The sequence below is a fragment of the Ideonella azotifigens genome (genome assembly GCF_021043325.1).
Lineage (GTDB): Bacteria > Pseudomonadota > Gammaproteobacteria > Burkholderiales > Burkholderiaceae_C > Ideonella > Ideonella azotifigens.
Genome location: NZ_JAJNKD010000001.1, coordinates 280,837 through 299,269 on the forward strand (window position 1 = coordinate 280,837; position 18,433 = coordinate 299,269).

Genomic DNA, 18,433 nt, shown 5'->3' on the forward strand with positions numbered 1-18,433 from the left:
TCCGCCATGCGCCGCCTGCTGACCTGTTTGACGACCGCCTTGCTGGCGGCATGCGCACTGCCGGCCGCGCACGCCCAGGGCAAGCTGCTGGACGACGAAGCACTGTCCGAGACCTGGGGCCAGGCGCTGATCACGCTGGACAACACGAGTTACCTCGGGCTGGACTTCACCCGCCTGACGCTGGACGCCGACATTCGCCTGTCGGCCAACTTCAACAACCTGCGGCTGGGCGAATACAGCTGGGCCGCGCGCAACGGCACTGGTGCCGACATCGACATCGGTACGCTGCACTTCGGCCGCAGCGACGCCACGGCGGCGCAGACCACGGTGAGCATCACCCACCCGTATTTCGAGTTCGTCACCAATGGCGCGACCAAGGAAGTCGTCGGCATGCGGCTGGGCTTTGGCGGCATCAGCGGTGACATCGGCCTGACGATGAACGCCGTCAGCGGCAGCCTGCTGATCGACGCCGGCAGCGCCGGCAGCATCGACTCGCGCAACGACACGCTGGGCGGCAAGCGTTGGGACGGCACGACCTGCATCAGCACGGCGACCTGCACCGTCGCGCTGTCGCAGATCGGTGGCGTCACCGCCGGCAATGCAGACGGCGCCAGCCGCGACTTCTTCCTCTCGGTGCTGAAGCAGTCGGTCAACTTCCCCACCGTCAACACCGCCGTCGGCGCGCCGGACACCGCGCTGGCCGGCCTGTGGCTGAACTGGCGCGACCGGCTGACGGCCATCAACACCACCGGCACCGTGCCGGTCAACACCGGCAAGGGCCCTTGACCGTGGCGGCGCGCAGGGCAGGGTGGTACCGAACGCTGGTGGCAGCGTTCGGCGCAGCGCTGGGCCTCGTGCTCGCGCCGCCCGCCCTTGCGCTGCAGCCACTGGACGACGGCGCGCTCTCGCGTGTGGCCGGCGGCGATGGCTTCAATTTCAACCTGCAGGACTTCTCGCTCTCGGGCAAGCTCAGCTTCACCTACACCTCGCCGGCAGGCGCATCGCTGAAGTTCGGCGACCTGGCGATCTCGCGCTCCGACGACCCGGACCACAGCTTCGACGACCCGTACAGCCTGTGGATCGAACGGCGCGGCGGCGGCCTGGCCGACATGGTGGTGCTGAGCCAGCCGCTGAACACCGCCGGCCTGCAGCGCTGGCAGTTCGCGGGCGACTTGAGCGTCAATGCCAGCGACCTCACGCACGATCTGGGCGCGCTGGTGCTGCAGGACCTGGCCTTCTATGGCGGCGGCCTGCAGCTCAGCACGCCGACGCAGGCGGACGTGTCCACCGGCATCGGCTTTGGCCTGTCGCTGCGGGCCGAGCTGGGCGCGCTGGTGCTGCGCCCGCTGGGCCGAGTCAACGCGAGCGAGGAGCTGCGCCTTTCGGGTCTGCGCCTGGGCGCGGTCGATGCCAACGGCCAGTTCACCCACCAGCCCTGGGCGCTGGCCGATGTGACGACGCAGCCCGGCCTGCTGCGCGCCATCACCGATGAAAAAGGCCCGGCACTGCAGTTGCTGGTCGACTGGAACACGACGGCAGACGGCGCGCCGCGCGCTGGCCTGGCGATTGACAACATCCGCTTCACCAGTCCGGTGACCGGTGTCACCGACCTGGGCAGCAGCCGCATCGGCAGCATGCAGATCAACTTCGTCGACATCCGGCTGCGGCCCGGGTCCTGAGCCATGCGCTGGCAGTCGGCTTTCGCCCTCGTGACCCTGCTGTGGCTGGCTGTGTCCGTGCACGCGGCGCCGCAGCCGCTGGACGACGCGGCCTTGTCCGAGGTGAGTGCAGCGGGCATCGGCCTGGGCGTGCACCTCGAATTGAACTCGGGGCTGCTGAGCGGACAGGCCATGCAGCCCAATCTGGTCGTCGGCTTTGGCGATGCGCTGCAACCGGTGTACCTGGTGATGCACGGCCTGGGCGGCATCATGGACCTCTACAACATCACGCTGAACCTGCGCCGCCACGCCGACGGCAGCGACTACCTGGACCTCGGCCTGCCGGGCTTTGTCGGCTTCGAGCAGTTCGGCGTGCGCGCACTGTCGGTGCAGACCGATCCGCTTGCCGCGCCCGGCGCCGGCAATTTCGGCAGCCTGATGCTCAATGGCGCCGGTGCCATGACCGGCCATGTGCTGATGTGGGCGCGCTGAGCCGCCCGCCCTGCCTGTCTTCCCGCCTTTCCCTGGACCCTTCCCATGTGGACCATTCTTCTCGGCGTCATCGCGTCGGCCATCACCGGTGCTGGCGTCAGCTCCGAGGTTGAGCCGCAGGACCGGCCGGCCAACCAGTTCGAGCTGCCGATGCAGGCGGTCGGTGGCGGGCCGGCGCCGGAGTCCGTCGTGATGCGGCCACAGAGCGAGTTCAAGTTCGAGAACATCGTCCACCAGGCCTATGACTACAGCTGTGGCTCGGCCGCGCTGACCACCGTGCTGCGCTACCACCTCGGGTATCCAGTGACCGAGCAGCAGTCCATGGAAGGCATGCTGAAGTTCGGCGAGAGCGACAAGATCATTGCCCGCCGCGGCTTCTCGCTGCTGGACATGAAGCGCTATGTCGCCACGCTGGGCAGCAACAGCGCCGGCTTCAAGGCCGAGCTGAGCGACCTGGCGGCGCTCAAGGACCCGGCCATCGTGCCCATCGACTACGCCGGCTTCAAGCACTTCGTGGTCTTCCGCGGCCTGCGCGGCGGCAAAGTCTTCCTCGCTGATCCCGCCGCAGGGCACATCGTCTTTTCGCAGGAGGACTTTGCCCAGCTGTGGGACCGCAACACCTTGTTCATCATCTATCCGCCGGCCAGCGTCAGCTCCCTGCCGCGTGCGCTTGCGCTCAGCGATCAGGAAATGGGCGTGATCGACATCGACCGGCTCCGTGATCCTGCCGTGCTCGACACGATGAACCACCGCGAAGCGCTGGAGCGCGCGGTGCAGGCTGGATTCGGCAATTTCTTTTTCCGACGTCAATGACCATGCGTTTGCATTCACCTCTCTCTCCCCTGGCCGCCGCTGCGGCCCTCGCGCTGGCCATTGGGCTGCCCCTGGCCAGCGGCCTCGCTTGCGCGCAGAGCCAGTCTCCCGCACCGCCCGGGACCGAAGCCGGCAAGCCTGCGCCGGTGCCGCCACCCGCAGTGCCGGACGCCGACGCCGCGCGTGATGCGCTGAAGGCTCGTGAAGGCGACATCAACCAGGCCACGCTGCTGAAGGAGACGCTGTCTGCCGCCGACAAGCAGTACTCGCTGCTGAAGGCCGGCCAGGTGTCGGCCACCTACGACCTGAACTACTCGTACATCGGCACCGAGACCATCAACGCCAAGTTCACCGACAGCACGCTGACGCTGTTCGAGATCCAGAACACCCGCGCCCACACCATCACCAACACCGGCTCGGTGGACTACGGCCTGCTGGACAACCTGACCGGCAGCTTCACGCTGCCGCTGGTCAGCCGCTATTCGCAGAGCACCGATTTCGGCGGCATCTCGCACGGCCTGGGCGACATTTCGCTGGGCCTGCGCTGGCAGCCGTTTGCGCTGCACCGCGACGGCCCGACCTACACCGGCAGTGCCTCGCTGCGCCTGCCCACCGGCCGCAGCCCGTACACCACCATCGTGGGCCAAAACGTGGCCACCGGCTCGGGCAACACCGCCATCACGCTGGGCGGCAATGTCTCGCAGGTGCTGGACCCGGTGGCGCTGTTCGGCTCGCTGAACTTCACCTTCAACCTGCCGGCGCGCAACCTGAGCCAGGAGCGCGACGGGCTGATCCTGACCGAGGTGCGGCCCGGCACCTCGGTGGGCTTCGGCTTCGGCTTTGCTTATGCACTGTCGTACAAGGTCTCGACCACCATGTCGCTGCAGGAGACCATCTCGGCGCGCAGCAAGCTGAAGTTCGTCACCGACGATGAGGCGCGCACCACCAGCTCCTCGCTGACGGCCACGCAGACCTCGGGCATGCTGAACTTCGGCCTGGGCCTGCGCGTGTCGCCCAAGACCACGGTCAACGTGACCGTCGGCGTCGGCCTGAGCACCGATTCGCCGGACTTCACGCTGGGCCTGAACATGCCGCTGAGCTTCTGATGAGGGCCGCGCGTCTGTGGCGGCGGTGCGCTGCAGCGGCCGGCGCTGGGTTGTGCCTGATCCATTCGGCGGCCCGTGCTTCGCTGACCGAGAACCTGGCGGTCAGCCCGGCGGCCATGTCCATGGGCAATGCGGTGACCGCCGATCCGCACGGGTTGGAAGCGGTGCACTTCAACCCGGCGGGGTTGAGCAAGCTGCAAGGGCACACCCGCGCCGACACGGTGTTCGGCGCGAGCATCCGCATGACCACCTCGTTCCACCAGCCGGACGGTTTCGATGTGGGCGGCTTCAAGGAGGATCCGCTGGACGGCACCGTCAGCGCCCACAACCGGCAGGCCATCTTCCTGCCGATTGCCGGCGTGCCGAACTGGCGCATGCCGATTGCGGTGGCGGCCGGCCTGGGCCTGGCGTTCAACCAGCCCGGCTCGCCGTGGACCTTCGCCACCAGCGTCTACATCCCGCAGGCGGTTGGCATCGACCGCACCAAGAACCCGGACGACCCAGCCCGCTTCGACGGCCGCAAGGTGGTGATCCAGCGCCTGGTCTATGCCTCGCCTTCGGTGGCCTACAAGGTGTCGGACACCTTCAGCGTCGGCCTGGCGATCCCGATCGCGCACCAGGGCTTCGCGCTGGACACCGACATGCGCTTCCCGAACAAGCTGATCGGCATTTTCGGCAAGCTGCAGGAAGCCTGGTGCGGCGACAACGGCAACCCCTTGGACGCCTTTGCCTTCGGCCTGTGCGGCGGTGGCAAGGAGGGCCGGCTGGACCCGTTCAAAAAGGCCGGCAACATGCGCTTCGAGGCCACCGCGCCGGCAGACCCGACCTTCAACATCGGCCTGCTGTGGGAACCGCAGGACTGGCTGGGCTTCGGCGCGGTCTACCAGAGCGGCTCGCGCACCGTGCTGACCGGGCGCTACAACTTCGAGGCGGAGCCGATGTTCCGCAAGTTCGTCGAAGGCATGTATTCGTCGCTGCTGGGGCCCATCGCCGCGGCCACGCTGGGCCTGCCCACGTCCATCCCCGAGAACCAGTCCGGCAACGTGACGCTGGTGCTGCCGTTTCCGGCTCATGCGCAGCTGGGCTTCAAGGTCAAGCCCATCGACCGGCTGCAGTTCAACGTGGACGCCAACTGGACCGACTGGTCGCAGTGGGACAAGCTGACCTTCCAGTTCGACAAGCAGGTCAAGCTGCTGCAGATGGCGCGGCTGTTCGGCCAGGCCGACTCTTCCAAGCTGGTGATTCCGCGTGGCTACAAGAGCAACATCCACTACGGCTTCGGCAGCGAGATCACGGTGACCGACAAGCTCAAGCTGCGCTTTGGCTACGAGCCGCGCAAGAGCTCGATCCCGACCGACAAGCTGGACCTGATCGCGCCGCTGCCCGACATGAAGGTGCGCAGCCTGGGCGTGAGCTACACCACCAGCGACGGCACGCGCTTCGACATTGGTGCCAGCGTCGCCAAGGGCCGCTACAAGGTGCCGGCCAACGCCAGCTGCAACCTCAACTGCACCGATTTCTTCAACGTCATCTACAACCCCTACGCCGGGCTGGACGTGCAGGGCGAAACCGTCCTGCGCTACGGCGGCGTGACGATGACGCATCCGTTCTGAGCCTTCCTTTCCCCGCTCCTGTCATGACTGCTTCCGCTCGCCTCCTCACCACGCTGCGCCTTGGCGCCTGCGCGCTGCTGTTCGCCACCACCTTCTCCAGCCAGGCCGCTCAGACCGCCGCGCCGCCCGCGCCGCCCTTGCCGGCCGTGGCCGACACACCGGTCTCGCCCGCCAAGCAGGCGCTGGTCGACCAACTGCTGACGCTGTGGCACCCGGAGAGCGTGGCGCTGGTGATGGTGCAGCGGCCGGCGGCCGACGCGGTGCAGCAAAGCCGCATTGCGATGCAGGGCCGCGTCAGCGCCGAAAAGCAGGAGGCGACGATGAAGGCCATCTCGGCCGATGCCCAGCGCTACATCGACGAGGCCACGCCCATCGCCCAGGCCGCTGCAGCCAAGGCCGTGCCGCAGACGGCCGGCAAGATGCTGGCCCAGCAGTTCAGCGAAGACGAGCTGAAGCAGCTGATTGCGCTGCTGCAATCGCCTGTGAAACACAAGTTCGAGCAGCTGGTGCCGCAGCTGGAGCGCGCGGTGGGTGACAAGGTCGCCACCGATGCTGGCCCGCAGGTGCAGCCCAAGCTGGACACGATGAAGCAGGCCATTGCCACCAAGCTGCGCACCGCGGCGATGGTGCCCTGAAGGCCGTGATGCGCACCGCTCTCGCGCGCGCCGCCGGCCTGCTGACCCTGAGCCTGGCCATGGCAAGCTGCGGCGGTGGCACCGGCGGCAACACGCCCACGCAGCCAGACCCCGGCACCACCGACCGCGGCGGCCTGTCGGTCTCGCTGGTCGGCAGCCTGCCTGGGCGGCTGAGCCATGTGTGGGTCACCGTGACCGGCGTGGCGCTGCACACCGATGCCAACCAGGCTTACGCCGAGCACGACAGCACCTGGGTCCGCCTGCAGCCGACCATGCCGGTGACGGTGGACCTGGTGGCGCTGGGCACCGCGGGGGGCTCGGTCTCGCTGCTCAGTGGCCTCGGCATTGCGACCGGCCACTACGCGCAGCTGCGCCTGCTGCTGGCACCGACCGACGGCACGCTGCTGCCGGTCGCCGGCAGCGCGGGCCTGAGCCACAACAACGAGGTTGAACGCATGCTGTCGGACGGCGGCACGCAGCGGCTGCCGCTGGAAACGAGCAGCACTGCGCCTTCGCTGCCGGTCACCTCCGGCGCGACCGACATTGCCACCGACACCGCCACCAACCTGGCGGTGCAGCTGGGCGCCGAGGAGGCCGTGACCTGGCTGAACGCCAGCGCGACGGACGGCAGCACGCGCTCCCTGCTGGCCGGCCAGCCGCGCGCCTACGGCCTGGCCAGCACCGGCGCGATTGCCGGCCTGGTCGACATGGCGAACGTCTGCGGCACCGCCGGCGCGCCGCCGGCCGGCAGCTGCATCAGCAAGCTGGAAGCGCATGTGCTGGCGCCCAGCGCCGACGGCAGCCACCTCGAATGGGTGCGCTCGGTCGCAGTGGGCGCCAGCGGCGCCATCGGCCTGTACCCGCTGCCGCCGCTTGCCGAGGTCGAGGTGCTGGTGCAGGGGCAGAACATGCGGCCGCTGCTGCTGCGCAAGGTGGCGGTGGACCTGGCGCCGCTGACGGCGGCCTTGCTGGCGCTGATCGGTGACCAGACCCATCCGTTGCCGCTGAGCCTGGCGACCGCTGCGCACACGGTCCAGCTGGCCTCGGCCGCGCCGGCGGACGTGCGCGCCATGCGCGCGGTGCAGACCCTGCCCGGGGACCGGCCGCGCCAGCGCGCCGCAGGCTGGCTGGACCCGAGCACAGGCACCTGGCCGGTGGCGCAATACTGGGTCGACAGCGACTGGGACAGCATCACCTGGGACAGCGGCCTGAGCCAGGTCGTGACCCTCGCCACGCCGCAGGAAGGCGCGGGCGGCGGACGCTTGCTGCTGCCGGCCTCGGGCAGCACCGCGGCCCAGCTCGGGCCGATGGAAAGCGCCGCCGCACGCGTCTGGCGGCTGCCGGCAGCGCCCTGAGCGTCAGCTCTTCTGGGGTTGCTTGGCCGGTGGCGGCAGCGTCGGCAGGATGCCCAGCAGTGGCAGGCCGATCATCGACAGCAGCACCGGAATGGCCGTCGTCAGCGGCACGGTGACCTGCGCCATCAGCGCGGCGCTGTTCAGGCCCGTCTGCATGCCGGTGCTGGTGGCGAACTGGCGCAAGGCCTGCGCCTGGCGCTCGGCCAGCGCGGTGTCCAGCAGCGAGCGCTGGGCATCGGTCAGCGCAGTGCTGCCGCCGTCGGCCGCCATCATCGGCAGCGCGGTGCCTTGCAGCAGCGCCAGGCTTTGGGCGGGGTCGAGGCCTGCGCCGCGCACGTCGGACAGCGCCGTGTCGTCCAGGCGCTGCAGGTGCGAAAGCTCGTCGGCCCTGACCTGGCTGATGGCGCCGGCCAGCAGCAGGGCGGCCAGCGCGAGCTGTGACAGGCGGGTGCGGGAGAAAGCGGGCAGGGCGGCAGCGGCCATTGGCGGGTCTCCGAGAGAGTGGTTGTCCGCAAGGCTTCGGCCGGGTTGGGCCAGGCTGTAGCGGCATGGCGCTGGCGCCGGGGCGACGGTGTGACGGAAGTCGCGCTGCGCCGGCGCTGGCGCGGTGCAGGCCACGGGTCATAATGGCGGCCATGTCCTGCACGCGTTTGTTCCCCGCAACGCAGCGCTTTGGTTGGCGCTGGCGCAAGCCTGCATAACACCACCCCCCTGCGCCCACCGGCGCCGTCACTTTCGCGCCCACCCGGCGCACCGTTTGTCCTCCCGCCGCCAAGCTGCGAAGCCGCCGAGTCGCCTGTTGCGCCGGCCGTCATGGGAGGATCACGCTAGCGAACCGGCCCCGCCGCGGGCCCTGGACATCGAGGACCGAGCGACATGCTGCTGATGATCGACAACTACGACTCGTTCACCTTCAACCTGGTGCAGTACTTTGCCGAACTGGGCCAGGAGGTGAAGGTTTACCGCAATGACGAGATCACGCTGGAAGGCATTGCCGGGCTGAAGCCCGAGATGCTGGTGCTCTCGCCCGGGCCCTGCTCGCCGGCCGAAGCCGGCATCTGCGTGCCGGCCATTCGCCACTTCATCGGCAAGCTGCCCATCCTGGGCGTGTGCCTGGGGCACCAGAGCATTGGCGCCGCTTTGGGCGGCAAGATCGTGCGGGCGCAAAAGCAGATGCACGGCAAGACCAGCCGGCTGCACACCGATGGCCGCGGCGTCTACGAAGGCTTGCCGGAAGAATTCACCGTCATCCGCTACCACTCGCTGGCCATTGAGCGCGAGAGCCTGCCGGCCGAGCTGGAGATCAGTGCCACCTCCGACGACGGCGAGATCATGGGCGTGCGCCACCGCGAACTGGCCGGCAGCGCCGCGCCACTGGAAGGCGTGCAGTTCCACCCGGAATCGGTGCTGTCCGAACATGGCCACGCGATGCTGCGCAACTTCATCCAGATGAGCCGCGTTGGGGTGGCGGCATGATCGATTTAAGAAGTGACACGGTCACTCAGCCAACGGCCGCGATGCGTGAGGCGATGGCCGGCGCTGAAGTTGGTGACGACGTGTTCGGCGACGACCCGACGGTCAATGCCTTGCAGGCGCGCCTGGCCAGGATGCTGGGCTTCGAGGCCGGCCTGTTCATGGCCAGCGGCACGCAGAGCAACCTCTGCGGGCTGATGGCGCATTGCCAGCGTGGTGACGAATACATCGTCGGCCAGATGGCTCACACTTACCGCTGGGAAGGCGGCGGCGCCGCGGTGCTGGGCAGCATCCAGCCGCAGCCGCTGAACCACCAGCCGGACGGCACGCTGGCGCTGGCCGACATTGCCGCGGCCATCAAGCCCGACGATGCGCACTTCGCGCGCAGCCGCTTGCTGGCGCTGGAGAACACCCTCGGCGGCAAGGTGATGCCCATGGCCTACCTGCGCGACGCCACGGCACTGGCCCGCGAGCGCGGCCTGGCCTGTCACCTGGACGGCGCGCGGCTGTTCAATGCGGCCGTGGCCACGGCGGGCGAGGGCGGTGATGCGCGCACCGCCGCCCGCGAGATCGCCGGCCTGTTCGACAGCGTCTCGGTCTGCTTCAGCAAGGGCCTGGGCGCGCCCATCGGCTCGATGCTGTGCGGCTCGCAGGCGTTCATCTCGCGGGCGCACCGCTGGCGCAAGATGACCGGCGGTGGCTTGCGCCAGGTCGGCGTGCTGGCGGCAGCGGCCAACCATGCGCTGGACCACCACATCGACCGCCTGGCCGAGGATCACGCGAATGCGCGGCTGCTGGCCGAAGGCCTGGCCGGGCTGCCGGGTGTCAGCGTCACCACGCCGCAGACCAACATCGTGTTCGTCGAGCTGGCGCCTGAACTGGCGCAGCGGGGCGAGCGTGGCGTGGTCGAGCGCCTGGCCGAGCGTGGCCTGCGCTGCACCGGCCTGTACCAGCTGCGGTTTGTCACGCACCTGGACGTGAGCCGCGAACAAATCGAGCAGGCCATCGCCATCCTGCGTGAAACCTTGCACTGAACCGGATTCCGCCATGAGCATCAGCAACACCGACGCGCTGACCCGCGTCATCGAGCACCGCGAAATCTTCCACGACGAGATGCTGACGCTGATGCGCCGCATCATGAGTGGCGAGATGTCGCCGGTGATGATCGCGGCCTTTGCCGTCGGCCTGCGCGTGAAGAAGGAGTCCATCGGCGAGATCGCCGCTGCCGCGCAGGTGATGCGCGAGTTCGCCACGCTGGTGCCGGTGGCCGACCGCACCGGCCTGGTCGACATCGTCGGCACCGGCGGCGACAGCTCGCACACCTTCAACATCTCCACTGCGTCGACTTTCGTCGCCGCCGCGGCTGGCGCGCGCGTGGCCAAGCATGGCGGGCGCAGCGTGTCGTCCACCTCCGGCAGCGCCGACGTGGTCGAGGCGCTGGGCGCCTTCATCGGACTGTCGCCACAGCAGGTTGCCGAATGCCTGGAGGAGTGCGGCATCGCCTTCATGTTCGCGCCCAACCACCACGCGTCCATGAAGCATGCGGCGCCGGTGCGCAAGGAGCTGGGCGTGCGCACCATCTTCAACATCCTGGGCCCGCTGACCAACCCGGCCGGTGCGCCGAACCAGCTGATGGGCGTGTTCCACCCGGACCTGGTCGGCATCCAGGTTCGCGTGCTGCAGCGGCTGCAGGCCGAGCACGTGATGGTGGTCTACGGCATGAACGGCATGGACGAGATCTCGCTGTCGGGCGAGACCATGGTGGGCGAGCTGAAGGACGGCGAGGTGCGCGAATACACCGTGCATCCGGCCGACTTCGGCCTGCCGGTCTACGACAGCCGCGTGCTGCGCGTGGCCAACCAGGCCGAGTCGGTGGCCTGCATCCAGCGCGCGCTGGGCAATGAGGACGGCCCTGTGCGCGACATCGTGCTGCTGAACGCCGGTGCGGCGCTGTATTGCGCCAACGTGGCGCGCACGGTGGTCGAAGGCGTGCAGCGCGCGCGGGAAGCCGTGGCGTCCGGTGCGGCTAAGGCCAAGCTGGAACAGTTCATCGCCGTGACCAACCGCTTCCGGCCTGCAGCATGATGCGCCGCATGAACCAACAGTCTCCGCGGGCCGCAGCGCCGGGCCGCCCCAAGCAAGGCCCGACCCTCTCGGAGGGTCGATTGCAGTACCCGGCAATCGGGGAGTTGACATGATCCCGGACATCCTGCGGCGCATCGTCGAGGTCAAGTATGAAGAAGTGACGGCGGGCCGGGCCAAGCGCTCGCTGGCCAGCCTGCGCGATGAAGCCGAGCAGCGGCGCGGCGAGCGCCGTGGCTTCGAGGCGGCGCTGCGTGCCAAGCTGGCCAGCGGCCAGGCGGCGGTGATCGCCGAGGTCAAGAAGGCCAGCCCGAGCAAAGGCGTGCTGCGCGAACCCTTCGTGCCGGCCGAGATCGCCGCCAGCTACGCCGCCCACGGCGCGGCCTGCCTCAGCGTGTTGACCGACGCGCAGTTCTTCCAGGGCGCGACGACCTACCTGCAGCAGGCGCGCGCCGCCTGCGCGCTGCCGGTGCTGCGCAAGGACTTCATGGTCGACGAATACCAGGTGATGGAGGCCGGCGCGATGGGTGCGGACTGCATCCTGCTGATCGCTGCCTGCCTAAGTGATGGCCAGATGACCGACCTGGAAACCGCGGCCATGGCGCTTGGGCTGGACGTGCTGGTGGAGGTGCACGACGCGCAGGAACTGGCGCGCGCGCTGCGCCTGCGCACGCCGCTGCTGGGCATCAACAACCGCGACTTGCGCAGCTTCGAGGTGTCGCTGGACGTGACGCTGGACCTGCAGCGCGACGTTCCGGCGGACCGGTTGCTGGTCACCGAGTCCGGCATCCTGGGTCCGGCGGACGTGGCGCGCATGCGCGAGGCCGGCGTGTCCAGTTTCCTGGTCGGCGAGGCTTTCATGCGCGCGCCGCAGCCTGGCGAGGCGCTGGCCGCGCTGTTCGGCACGTCCGCCTGAGCATGGCGGGCGATCTGTTTGGCCAGGCGGCCTTGCCTGGCAACCGGCTGACGCGGCCGCTGGGCGAGTTGCTGGCGGACACCGCGCCCGATTGGCAGCCCATGGTGCAGGCCTGGCGGGCCAGCGCGGCCGGCCAGGCGCTGGTGGCGCATGTGGACGGCCGCCGCGAGGCCGGGGCGACCATCTATCCCGGCGAGCCGCTGCGTGCGCTGGCCTTGACGCCTCTGGCGGCGGTCAAGGTGGTGATCCTGGGCCAGGACCCGTACCACGGGCCGGGTCAGGCCGAGGGCTTGTCGTTTTCGGTCCCGCCGGGCGTCAAGCCGCCACGCAGCCTGGGCAACATCTTTGTCGAGTTGCAACGTGACCTGGGGCTGAAGCCGCCCGGCCATGGGCACTTGCTGAAGTGGGCGCAGCGCGGCGTGCTGCTGCTGAACACTTCGCTCACGGTGGAAGATGGGCAGCCGGGCAGCCATGCCAAGCGCGGCTGGGAAGCGCTGACCGATGCGCTGATCCTGGCGCTTGCCCAGCGTGCAGCGCCGACCGTCTTCATGCTGTGGGGCGGTCACGCCCAGGCCAAAGCCGGACTGATCGAGCAGGCGGCGCCTGGGCGGCATCTGCTGCTGCAGTCGAATCACCCTTCGCCGCTGTCGGCGCGTCGGCCGCCCGTGCCCTTCATTGGCTGTGGGCATTTCTCGGCCGCCATGGCGGCGGTGCCTGGCCTGGACTGGTCTTTGGATTGAGCCAGGCCGGCGCCTGCCTTGGCGCTGCGATGTTGCGTTGCACCACCGCGCTGGAGGCTTGTTTTCGCAAATAAAAGCATGCTATAGTCTGTGGCTCTGCACGGAGGGGTGGCCGAGTGGTTAAAGGCAGCAGACTGTAAATCTGCCCGCTAACGCGTACGCTGGTTCGAATCCAGCCTCCTCCACCAGGCAGGGCACAATTCGAGGAACGAATCCCCGCGGGAGTAGTTCAATGGTAGAACCTTAGCCTTCCAAGCTAATGACACGGGTTCGATTCCCGTTTCCCGCTCCATGAGCGAGGCCGTGGGGTTGTGGCGTCAGGTCGGCCTGTTGGGCTGGCTGGATGCTCGGGTTGTGTGTGAGTGGTGTGTGAATTCGTCGGCACTGGTCTGGGTGTGTCGGGATGCATCAAGTTCCCAGGATGCGCTTCCAGACCTGTGTCGATGCCCATGTGGCTCAGTGGTAGAGCACTCCCTTGGTAAGGGAGAGGTCGCGCGTTCGATCCGCGCCATGGGCACCACCGCTTTCGATGTCGTTTTTTTGATCTCGACCGCCGCAGGAGCGCAAGATGGCAAAAGGCAAGTTTGAACGGACCAAGCCGCACGTGAACGTGGGCACGATTGGTCACGTGGACCATGGCAAGACGACGCTGACGGCGGCGATCACGACGATTCTGTCGGCCAAGTTCGGTGGCGAGGCGAAGGCCTACGACCAGATCGATGCGGCGCCGGAAGAAAAGGCGCGCGGCATCACGATCAACACTGCACACGTTGAATACGAGACCGCCAACCGCCACTACGCGCACGTTGACTGCCCGGGCCACGCTGACTATGTGAAGAACATGATCACCGGTGCTGCCCAGATGGACGGCGCGATCCTGGTGTGCTCGGCCGCTGACGGCCCGATGCCGCAGACCCGCGAGCACATCCTGCTGGCGCGTCAGGTGGGCGTTCCCTACATCATCGTGTTCCTGAACAAGTGCGACATGGTGGACGACGCCGAGCTGCTGGAACTGGTCGAAATGGAAGTGCGCGAGCTGCTGTCCAAGTACGACTTCCCGGGCGACGACACCCCCATCGTCAAGGGCTCGGCCAAGCTGGCGCTCGAAGGCGACAAGGGCGAGCTGGGCGAAGGCGCCATCATGGCCCTGGCCGACGCGCTGGACAGCTACATCCCGACGCCTGAGCGCGCCGTGGACGGCTCCTTCCTGATGCCGGTGGAAGACGTGTTCTCGATCTCGGGCCGTGGCACCGTGGTGACCGGCCGTATCGAGCGCGGCATCATCAAGGTCGGCGAATCGATCGAAATCGTCGGCATCAAGGCCACGCAAGTGACCACCTGCACCGGCGTGGAAATGTTCCGCAAGCTGCTGGACCAGGGCATGGCGGGCGACAACGTCGGCATCCTGCTGCGCGGCACCAAGCGTGAAGACGTCGAGCGCGGCCAAGTGCTGTGCAAGCCGGGCAGCGTCAAGCCGCACACCCACTTCACCGCCGAGATCTATGTCCTGTCCAAGGACGAAGGCGGCCGTCACACGCCGTTCTTCAACAACTATCGCCCGCAGTTCTACTTCCGCACGACGGACGTGACCGGCGCGGTGGAACTGCCCAAGGACAAGGAAATGGTCATGCCGGGCGACAACGTCAGCATCACCGTCAAGCTGATCGCCCCGATCGCGATGGAAGAAGGCCTGCGCTTCGCCATCCGTGAAGGTGGCCGCACCGTCGGCGCCGGCGTGGTTGCCAAGATCATCGAGTAATCGAGCAAGTTGAAGGCCACAGGGGTATAGCTCAATTGGCAGAGCGTCGGTCTCCAAAACCGAAGGTTGTAGGTTCGATTCCTACTGCCCCTGCCAGCATCGGCGCTCAGGTCTGAGTTGCCGTTCTGGTCCAAGGCCTGATCAGCCAGCCCGCAGGCCTTGTGCCCGGCGGGCTTTGCTGCTGTTGGGCGCCGGGTGTTCGAGCCCTTGTCGCAGGTTTTACCGGCCCGTCACCCGGATCGCAAGTTGAAAGCAATGTCCACCCCTTCCCAAGTCGAAACCCTCTCCACCGGCGCTGACAAGGCCAAGCTGGCCGCTGTCGCAGTGCTGGTCGTCGGTTCGGTCGTGGCGTTTTACCTGCTGAACCAACAGCCGATGTGGCTGCGCGTGATTGCGCTGCTGGTGGGCCTGGCGGTCGCGGTGGGCCTGTTTTTCACCTCCGAAAGTGGCAAGCAGTTGATCGCCTACGGCCGCGAGTCGGTTCGCGAGGTCAAGAAGGTCGTCTGGCCGGCCCCGAAGGAAGCAGCGCAGATGACGGGCTACGTGTTTGCCTTTGTCATCCTGATGGCGCTGTTCCTGTGGCTGACCGACAAATCCCTGGAGTGGGTGCTGTACGACCTGATCCTGGGCTGGAAGCACTGATTCCTGGTGCACACAAAAGAGGTCCACAGAGCATGAGCGATTCCATCGCAAACGACGCAACGCCCGCTTCGCCGGCAGCCTCCGGCCAGCGCTGGTACGTCGTCCATGCCTATTCGGGCATGGAAAAGGCCGTGGAGCGCAACCTGCGCGAGCGGATCGACCGCGCCGGCATGCAGTCCAAGTTCGGCCGCATCCTGGTGCCGACCGAAGAAGTGGTCGAGCTGAAGAATGGCAAGAAGTCGGTCACCGAGCGCCGATTCTTCCCGGGTTATGTGCTGGTCGAGATGCTGATGGACGATGAGTCCTGGCACTTGGTCAAGCACACCAGCAAGGTCACCGGCTTTGTCGGCGGCGCGCGCAATCGCCCGGCACCGATCTCGGAGGCCGAGGTCATGAAGATCGTCAACCAGATGCAAGAAGGCATCGAGAAACCCCGGCCCAAGGTCGAGTGGGAAGTTGGCGAGCTGGTGCGGGTCAAGGAAGGCCCGTTCACCGACTTCAACGGCGCTGTCGAAGAAGTCAACTACGAGAAGTCCAAGGTCAAGGTCTCGGTCACGATCTTCGGTCGCGCCACGGGCGTCGAGCTGGATTTCTCGCAAGTCGAGAAAGTTTGAATCTCTGACCGCTGGCGGGCTTGACCCGGCGCCAGCGGTTTTTGTCGTTCCGGGTCATCAGCGAGGAGCCAAGGGGTCACTCCCAAGGCGTTTGAACTCGAAAGGAGCCATTCATGGCAAAGAAGATCGTCGGCTTCATCAAGCTGCAAATCCCGGCCGGCAAGGCCAACCCGTCGCCGCCCGTCGGCCCGGCACTGGGCCAGCGCGGCCTGAACATCATGGAGTTCTGCAAGGCGTTCAACGCCCAGACCTCCGGCATGGAACCCGGCCTGATGCTGCCGGTGGTCATCACCGCGTTTGCCGACAAGTCCTTCACCTTCGTGCTGAAGTCGCCCCCGGCGACCGTGCTGATCAAGAAGGCCATCGGCCTGGGCAAGGGTTCGGACAAGCCGCACCTGAACAAGGTTGGCAAGATCACCCGCGCCCAGCTGGAAGAGATCGCCAAGACCAAGCAAAAAGACCTGACGGCGGCCGACATGGACGCTGCAGTGAAGACCATCGCCGGCTCTGCCCGTTCGATGGGCGTGATCGTGGAGGGTGTGTAAATGGCCAAGCTGACCAAAAAAGCCAAGACCCTGCAAGGCAAGGTCGACAGCCTGAAGCTGTACGCGATCGGCGAAGCACTGACGCTGGTGAAGAGCGCAGCCACCGCCAAGTTCGATGAATCCATCGACGTGGCCGTGCAGCTGGGCATTGACCCGAAGAAGTCTGACCAGGTCGTGCGTGGCGCCGTCGTGCTGCCCAACGGCACCGGCAAGACCAAGCGTGTCGCCGTGTTCGCCCAAGGTGCCAAGGCTGACGAAGCCCGCGCCGCTGGCGCCGACGTGGTCGGCATGGAAGACCTGGCCGAGCAGGTCAAGGCCGGCAACATCAACTTCGACGTCGTGATCGCTTCGCCGGACACGATGCGCGTGGTCGGTACGCTGGGCCAGATCCTGGGCCCGCGCGGCCTGATGCCGAACCCGAAGGTCGGCACCGTGACGCCGGACGTCGCCACGGCGGTGCGCAACGCCAAGGCTGGTCAGGTGCAGTTCCGCGTTGACAAGGGCGGCATCATCCACGGCACCATCGGCCGTCGCTCGTTCGACGACGACAAGCTGGTTGGCAACCTGGCCGCGCTGCTGGATGCACTGAACAAGGCCAAGCCGGCCGCGTCCAAGGGCGTGTACCTGCGCAAGGTCGCGGTGTCTTCGACCATGGGCGTCGGCGCCCGCGTCGAAATCGCCTCGGTTGCCGCGGCCACGGCCCCGGCTGCCTGAAGCAGCATTGAATCAAGGCCGGCGCGGCTGTCTTGACGCGCGGGTCTGACATTGGTGGGCTGAGGCGGGCAACCGCCGCAGGCCATCCAAGACCGCTGGTGGTGGGGTGTTTCGATGCCCAGCCTTAATCGCGAACCGGGCCTGCCCGGCAAGCACCAGCGCAGATGGCGTCCCCGCCGTGAAGATGGAGGTTCCAGTGTATGGAGCGTCTCTCGGAATCGGTTAGGTCGCTGCAATCCTGGTGTGTCGAACGGGTCGCAAGACTTGCAGACACGTTTTTGTGAGGAGTAGACCTTGAGTCTCAACCGCAACGAGAAGGCGGCCGTGGTCGAGGAAGTGGCAGCGCAAGTCGCCAAGTCCCAGACCCTGGCGTTGGCCGAGTACCGTGGCCTCACCGTGGAAAACCTGAACAAGCTGCGCGTCGATGCGCGTGCCAAGGGTGTGTACCTTCACGTCGTGAAGAACACCCTGGCCCGTCGCGCCGTCGCCGGCACCCCGTTCGAGGTGGTCACGGAGAGCATGGTCGGTCCGCTGATCTACGGCTTTTCGGAAGATGCTGTCGCCGCGGCCAAAGTCATCGCTGACTTTGCCAAGGGCAACGACAAGCTGGTCATCAAGGCCGGCGCCTATGCAGGCAAGGTCCTGAACGCCGACGGCGTGAAGGCCCTGGCTGCGATCCCCAGCAAGGAAGTCCTGCTGTCGCAGATCGCTGGCTTGCTGAAGTCGCCGGTGCAGCGCATTGCTGCCGTGGTGGCCGCATTGGCCGAGCAAAAGGGCGCTGGCGCGGAAGCTCCGGCTGACGCTGCGCCTGCCGAAGAAGCTGCCGCCTGAGCGCCGCAGCCGATCCCTACACTGAATCATTGAATACGAGGTAACTCAAATGGCATTCGATAAAGACGCCTTCCTGACCGCCCTGGACAGCATGTCCGTGATGGAACTGAACGACCTGGTCAAGGCGATTGAAGAGAAGTTTGGCGTGTCCGCCGCTTCGATGGCCGCTCCTGCCGCTGGTGGCGCTGGTGGCGCTGCCGCCGTGGTCGAAGAGAAGACCGAATTCAACGTCGTGCTGCTGGAAGCCGGCGCCCAAAAGGTGCAGGTCATCAAGGCCGTGCGCGAACTGACGGGCCTGGGCCTGAAGGAAGCCAAGGACCTGGTCGACGGCGCTCCGAAGAACGTGAAGGAAGCCGTGCCGAAGGCCGACGCCGAAGCCGCTGTCAAGAAGCTGGTGGAAGCCGGCGCCAAGGCCGAAGTGAAGTAATTCACCTTCGCAGCAAGG

21 protein-coding genes and 4 tRNA genes are annotated in these 18,433 nt (G+C 67.1%); 24 read left to right on the forward strand and 1 reads right to left on the reverse strand.

Annotated elements, in window-relative coordinates; translation table 11 throughout:
- The first annotated feature begins 6 nt into the window (after positions 1-6).
- The 8 genes from LRH25_RS01170 to LRH25_RS01205 are packed head-to-tail and all read left to right on the forward strand — an operon-like array spanning position 7 to position 7,672.
- On the forward strand, positions 7-786 hold the full coding sequence (locus tag LRH25_RS01170; RefSeq protein ID WP_141287435.1) for a hypothetical protein: 780 nt from the start codon (positions 7-9) through the stop codon (positions 784-786).
- Positions 787-824: 38 nt separating this feature from the next.
- Positions 825-1,679: a hypothetical protein gene (locus LRH25_RS01175; protein ID WP_141287436.1), complete on the forward strand. Its 855-nt coding sequence runs from the start codon at positions 825-827 to the stop codon at positions 1,677-1,679.
- Positions 1,680-1,709: 30 nt separating this feature from the next.
- A complete protein-coding gene (locus tag LRH25_RS01180; RefSeq protein WP_170200839.1) occupies positions 1,710-2,150 on the forward strand; it encodes a hypothetical protein in 441 nt (146 codons plus the stop codon).
- Between the two features lie 45 nt (positions 2,151-2,195).
- Complete coding sequence (locus tag LRH25_RS01185; protein ID WP_141287438.1) at positions 2,196-2,963, forward strand: C39 family peptidase; 768 nt, start codon at positions 2,196-2,198, stop codon at positions 2,961-2,963.
- A 2-nt stretch (positions 2,964-2,965) separates the two neighbouring features.
- Positions 2,966-4,069: a transporter gene (locus tag LRH25_RS01190; protein WP_231010047.1), complete on the forward strand. Its 1,104-nt coding sequence runs from the start codon at positions 2,966-2,968 to the stop codon at positions 4,067-4,069.
- On the forward strand, positions 4,069-5,682 hold the full coding sequence (locus LRH25_RS01195) for an OmpP1/FadL family transporter (protein WP_141287440.1): 1,614 nt from the start codon (positions 4,069-4,071) through the stop codon (positions 5,680-5,682). The genes LRH25_RS01190 and LRH25_RS01195 overlap by 1 nt, the downstream gene beginning before the upstream one ends.
- A gap of 23 nt (positions 5,683-5,705) precedes the next feature.
- On the forward strand, positions 5,706-6,317 hold the full coding sequence (locus tag LRH25_RS01200; protein WP_141287441.1) for a DUF2059 domain-containing protein: 612 nt from the start codon (positions 5,706-5,708) through the stop codon (positions 6,315-6,317).
- Between the two features lie 8 nt (positions 6,318-6,325).
- A complete protein-coding gene (locus tag LRH25_RS01205; RefSeq protein ID WP_231010048.1) occupies positions 6,326-7,672 on the forward strand; it encodes a DUF4382 domain-containing protein in 1,347 nt (448 codons plus the stop codon).
- Positions 7,673-7,675: 3 nt separating this feature from the next.
- Here the strand turns inward: LRH25_RS01205 and LRH25_RS01210 are convergent, their stop codons facing one another.
- Positions 7,676-8,155 (reverse strand): hypothetical protein, encoded by a 480-nt coding sequence (locus LRH25_RS01210; RefSeq protein WP_231010049.1) that lies wholly within the window; start codon positions 8,153-8,155, stop codon positions 7,676-7,678.
- A gap of 393 nt (positions 8,156-8,548) precedes the next feature.
- Between LRH25_RS01210 and LRH25_RS01215 the strand changes: the two genes are divergently transcribed.
- The 16 genes from LRH25_RS01215 to rplL all read left to right on the forward strand — a co-directional run bounded on the left by LRH25_RS01215 (position 8,549) and on the right by rplL (position 18,415).
- Positions 8,549-9,148 carry an aminodeoxychorismate/anthranilate synthase component II gene (locus LRH25_RS01215; RefSeq protein ID WP_141291883.1) on the forward strand — a complete coding sequence of 200 codons (600 nt, stop codon included), beginning with the start codon at positions 8,549-8,551 and terminating at the stop codon, positions 9,146-9,148.
- The gene (gene ltaE / locus LRH25_RS01220; protein ID WP_259373847.1) at positions 9,145-10,179 is read left to right on the forward strand and encodes a low-specificity L-threonine aldolase; all 1,035 of its coding nucleotides are present in this window, start codon (positions 9,145-9,147) and stop codon (positions 10,177-10,179) included. Before LRH25_RS01215 ends, ltaE begins: the two co-directional genes overlap by 4 nt.
- Before the next feature lie 13 nt (positions 10,180-10,192).
- Positions 10,193-11,230, forward strand: a complete 1,038-nt coding sequence (gene trpD / locus LRH25_RS01225) for an anthranilate phosphoribosyltransferase (RefSeq protein ID WP_141291856.1) — start codon at positions 10,193-10,195, stop codon at positions 11,228-11,230.
- A 112-nt stretch (positions 11,231-11,342) separates the two neighbouring features.
- Positions 11,343-12,143, forward strand: a complete 801-nt coding sequence (trpC, locus tag LRH25_RS01230) for an indole-3-glycerol phosphate synthase TrpC (RefSeq protein ID WP_231010253.1) — start codon at positions 11,343-11,345, stop codon at positions 12,141-12,143.
- A gap of 2 nt (positions 12,144-12,145) precedes the next feature.
- A complete protein-coding gene (locus tag LRH25_RS01235) occupies positions 12,146-12,883 on the forward strand; it encodes a uracil-DNA glycosylase (RefSeq protein ID WP_259373849.1) in 738 nt (245 codons plus the stop codon).
- 102 nt (positions 12,884-12,985) lie between these two features.
- Positions 12,986-13,071, forward strand: a tRNA-Tyr gene (locus LRH25_RS01240).
- A gap of 30 nt (positions 13,072-13,101) precedes the next feature.
- Positions 13,102-13,175, forward strand: a tRNA-Gly gene (locus tag LRH25_RS01245).
- Positions 13,176-13,328: 153 nt separating this feature from the next.
- A tRNA-Thr gene (locus LRH25_RS01250) sits at positions 13,329-13,403 on the forward strand.
- 48 nt (positions 13,404-13,451) lie between these two features.
- A complete protein-coding gene (gene tuf / locus LRH25_RS01255) occupies positions 13,452-14,642 on the forward strand; it encodes an elongation factor Tu (protein ID WP_141284854.1) in 1,191 nt (396 codons plus the stop codon).
- A 20-nt stretch (positions 14,643-14,662) separates the two neighbouring features.
- Positions 14,663-14,738 (forward strand) — tRNA-Trp (locus LRH25_RS01260).
- Positions 14,739-14,897: 159 nt separating this feature from the next.
- On the forward strand, positions 14,898-15,284 hold the full coding sequence (gene secE, locus LRH25_RS01265; protein WP_141284876.1) for a preprotein translocase subunit SecE: 387 nt from the start codon (positions 14,898-14,900) through the stop codon (positions 15,282-15,284).
- A gap of 32 nt (positions 15,285-15,316) precedes the next feature.
- On the forward strand, positions 15,317-15,898 hold the full coding sequence (gene nusG, locus LRH25_RS01270) for a transcription termination/antitermination protein NusG (protein ID WP_141284874.1): 582 nt from the start codon (positions 15,317-15,319) through the stop codon (positions 15,896-15,898).
- A gap of 113 nt (positions 15,899-16,011) precedes the next feature.
- Positions 16,012-16,443: a 50S ribosomal protein L11 gene (gene rplK, locus LRH25_RS01275; RefSeq protein WP_141284872.1), complete on the forward strand. Its 432-nt coding sequence runs from the start codon at positions 16,012-16,014 to the stop codon at positions 16,441-16,443.
- Entirely contained in the window at positions 16,444-17,157 is a 714-nt protein-coding gene (rplA, locus tag LRH25_RS01280; protein ID WP_141284870.1) for a 50S ribosomal protein L1, read from the forward strand.
- Positions 17,158-17,451: 294 nt separating this feature from the next.
- On the forward strand, positions 17,452-17,988 hold the full coding sequence (rplJ, locus tag LRH25_RS01285; RefSeq protein ID WP_141284868.1) for a 50S ribosomal protein L10: 537 nt from the start codon (positions 17,452-17,454) through the stop codon (positions 17,986-17,988).
- Between the two features lie 49 nt (positions 17,989-18,037).
- The gene (gene rplL / locus LRH25_RS01290) at positions 18,038-18,415 is read left to right on the forward strand and encodes a 50S ribosomal protein L7/L12 (protein ID WP_141284866.1); all 378 of its coding nucleotides are present in this window, start codon (positions 18,038-18,040) and stop codon (positions 18,413-18,415) included.
- Positions 18,416-18,433 lie beyond the last annotated feature (18 nt).

Excerpts from the sequence above, each read along its gene's own strand:
- rplL (WP_141284866.1), top strand. The coding sequence starts at position 18,038 with ATGGCATTCGATAAAGACGCCTTCCTGACCGCCCTGGACAGCATGTCC.
- tuf (WP_141284854.1), top strand. The coding sequence starts at position 13,452 with ATGGCAAAAGGCAAGTTTGAACGGACCAAGCCGCACGTGAACGTGGGC.
- LRH25_RS01215 (WP_141291883.1), top strand. The coding sequence starts at position 8,549 with ATGCTGCTGATGATCGACAACTACGACTCGTTCACCTTCAACCTGGTG.
- secE (WP_141284876.1), top strand. The coding sequence starts at position 14,898 with ATGTCCACCCCTTCCCAAGTCGAAACCCTCTCCACCGGCGCTGACAAG.
- rplA (WP_141284870.1), top strand. The coding sequence starts at position 16,444 with ATGGCCAAGCTGACCAAAAAAGCCAAGACCCTGCAAGGCAAGGTCGAC.
- LRH25_RS01235 (WP_259373849.1), top strand. The coding sequence starts at position 12,146 with ATGGCGGGCGATCTGTTTGGCCAGGCGGCCTTGCCTGGCAACCGGCTG.
- rplK (WP_141284872.1), top strand. The coding sequence starts at position 16,012 with ATGGCAAAGAAGATCGTCGGCTTCATCAAGCTGCAAATCCCGGCCGGC.
- LRH25_RS01195 (WP_141287440.1), top strand. The coding sequence starts at position 4,069 with ATGAGGGCCGCGCGTCTGTGGCGGCGGTGCGCTGCAGCGGCCGGCGCT.
- ltaE (WP_259373847.1), top strand. The coding sequence starts at position 9,145 with ATGATCGATTTAAGAAGTGACACGGTCACTCAGCCAACGGCCGCGATG.
- LRH25_RS01210 (WP_231010049.1), bottom strand. The coding sequence starts at position 8,155 with ATGGCCGCTGCCGCCCTGCCCGCTTTCTCCCGCACCCGCCTGTCACAG.
- LRH25_RS01185 (WP_141287438.1), top strand. The coding sequence starts at position 2,196 with ATGTGGACCATTCTTCTCGGCGTCATCGCGTCGGCCATCACCGGTGCT.
- trpD (WP_141291856.1), top strand. The coding sequence starts at position 10,193 with ATGAGCATCAGCAACACCGACGCGCTGACCCGCGTCATCGAGCACCGC.
- LRH25_RS01200 (WP_141287441.1), top strand. The coding sequence starts at position 5,706 with ATGACTGCTTCCGCTCGCCTCCTCACCACGCTGCGCCTTGGCGCCTGC.
- LRH25_RS01170 (WP_141287435.1), top strand. The coding sequence starts at position 7 with ATGCGCCGCCTGCTGACCTGTTTGACGACCGCCTTGCTGGCGGCATGC.
- nusG (WP_141284874.1), top strand. The coding sequence starts at position 15,317 with ATGAGCGATTCCATCGCAAACGACGCAACGCCCGCTTCGCCGGCAGCC.
- LRH25_RS01205 (WP_231010048.1), top strand. The coding sequence starts at position 6,326 with ATGCGCACCGCTCTCGCGCGCGCCGCCGGCCTGCTGACCCTGAGCCTG.
- LRH25_RS01190 (WP_231010047.1), top strand. The coding sequence starts at position 2,966 with ATGCGTTTGCATTCACCTCTCTCTCCCCTGGCCGCCGCTGCGGCCCTC.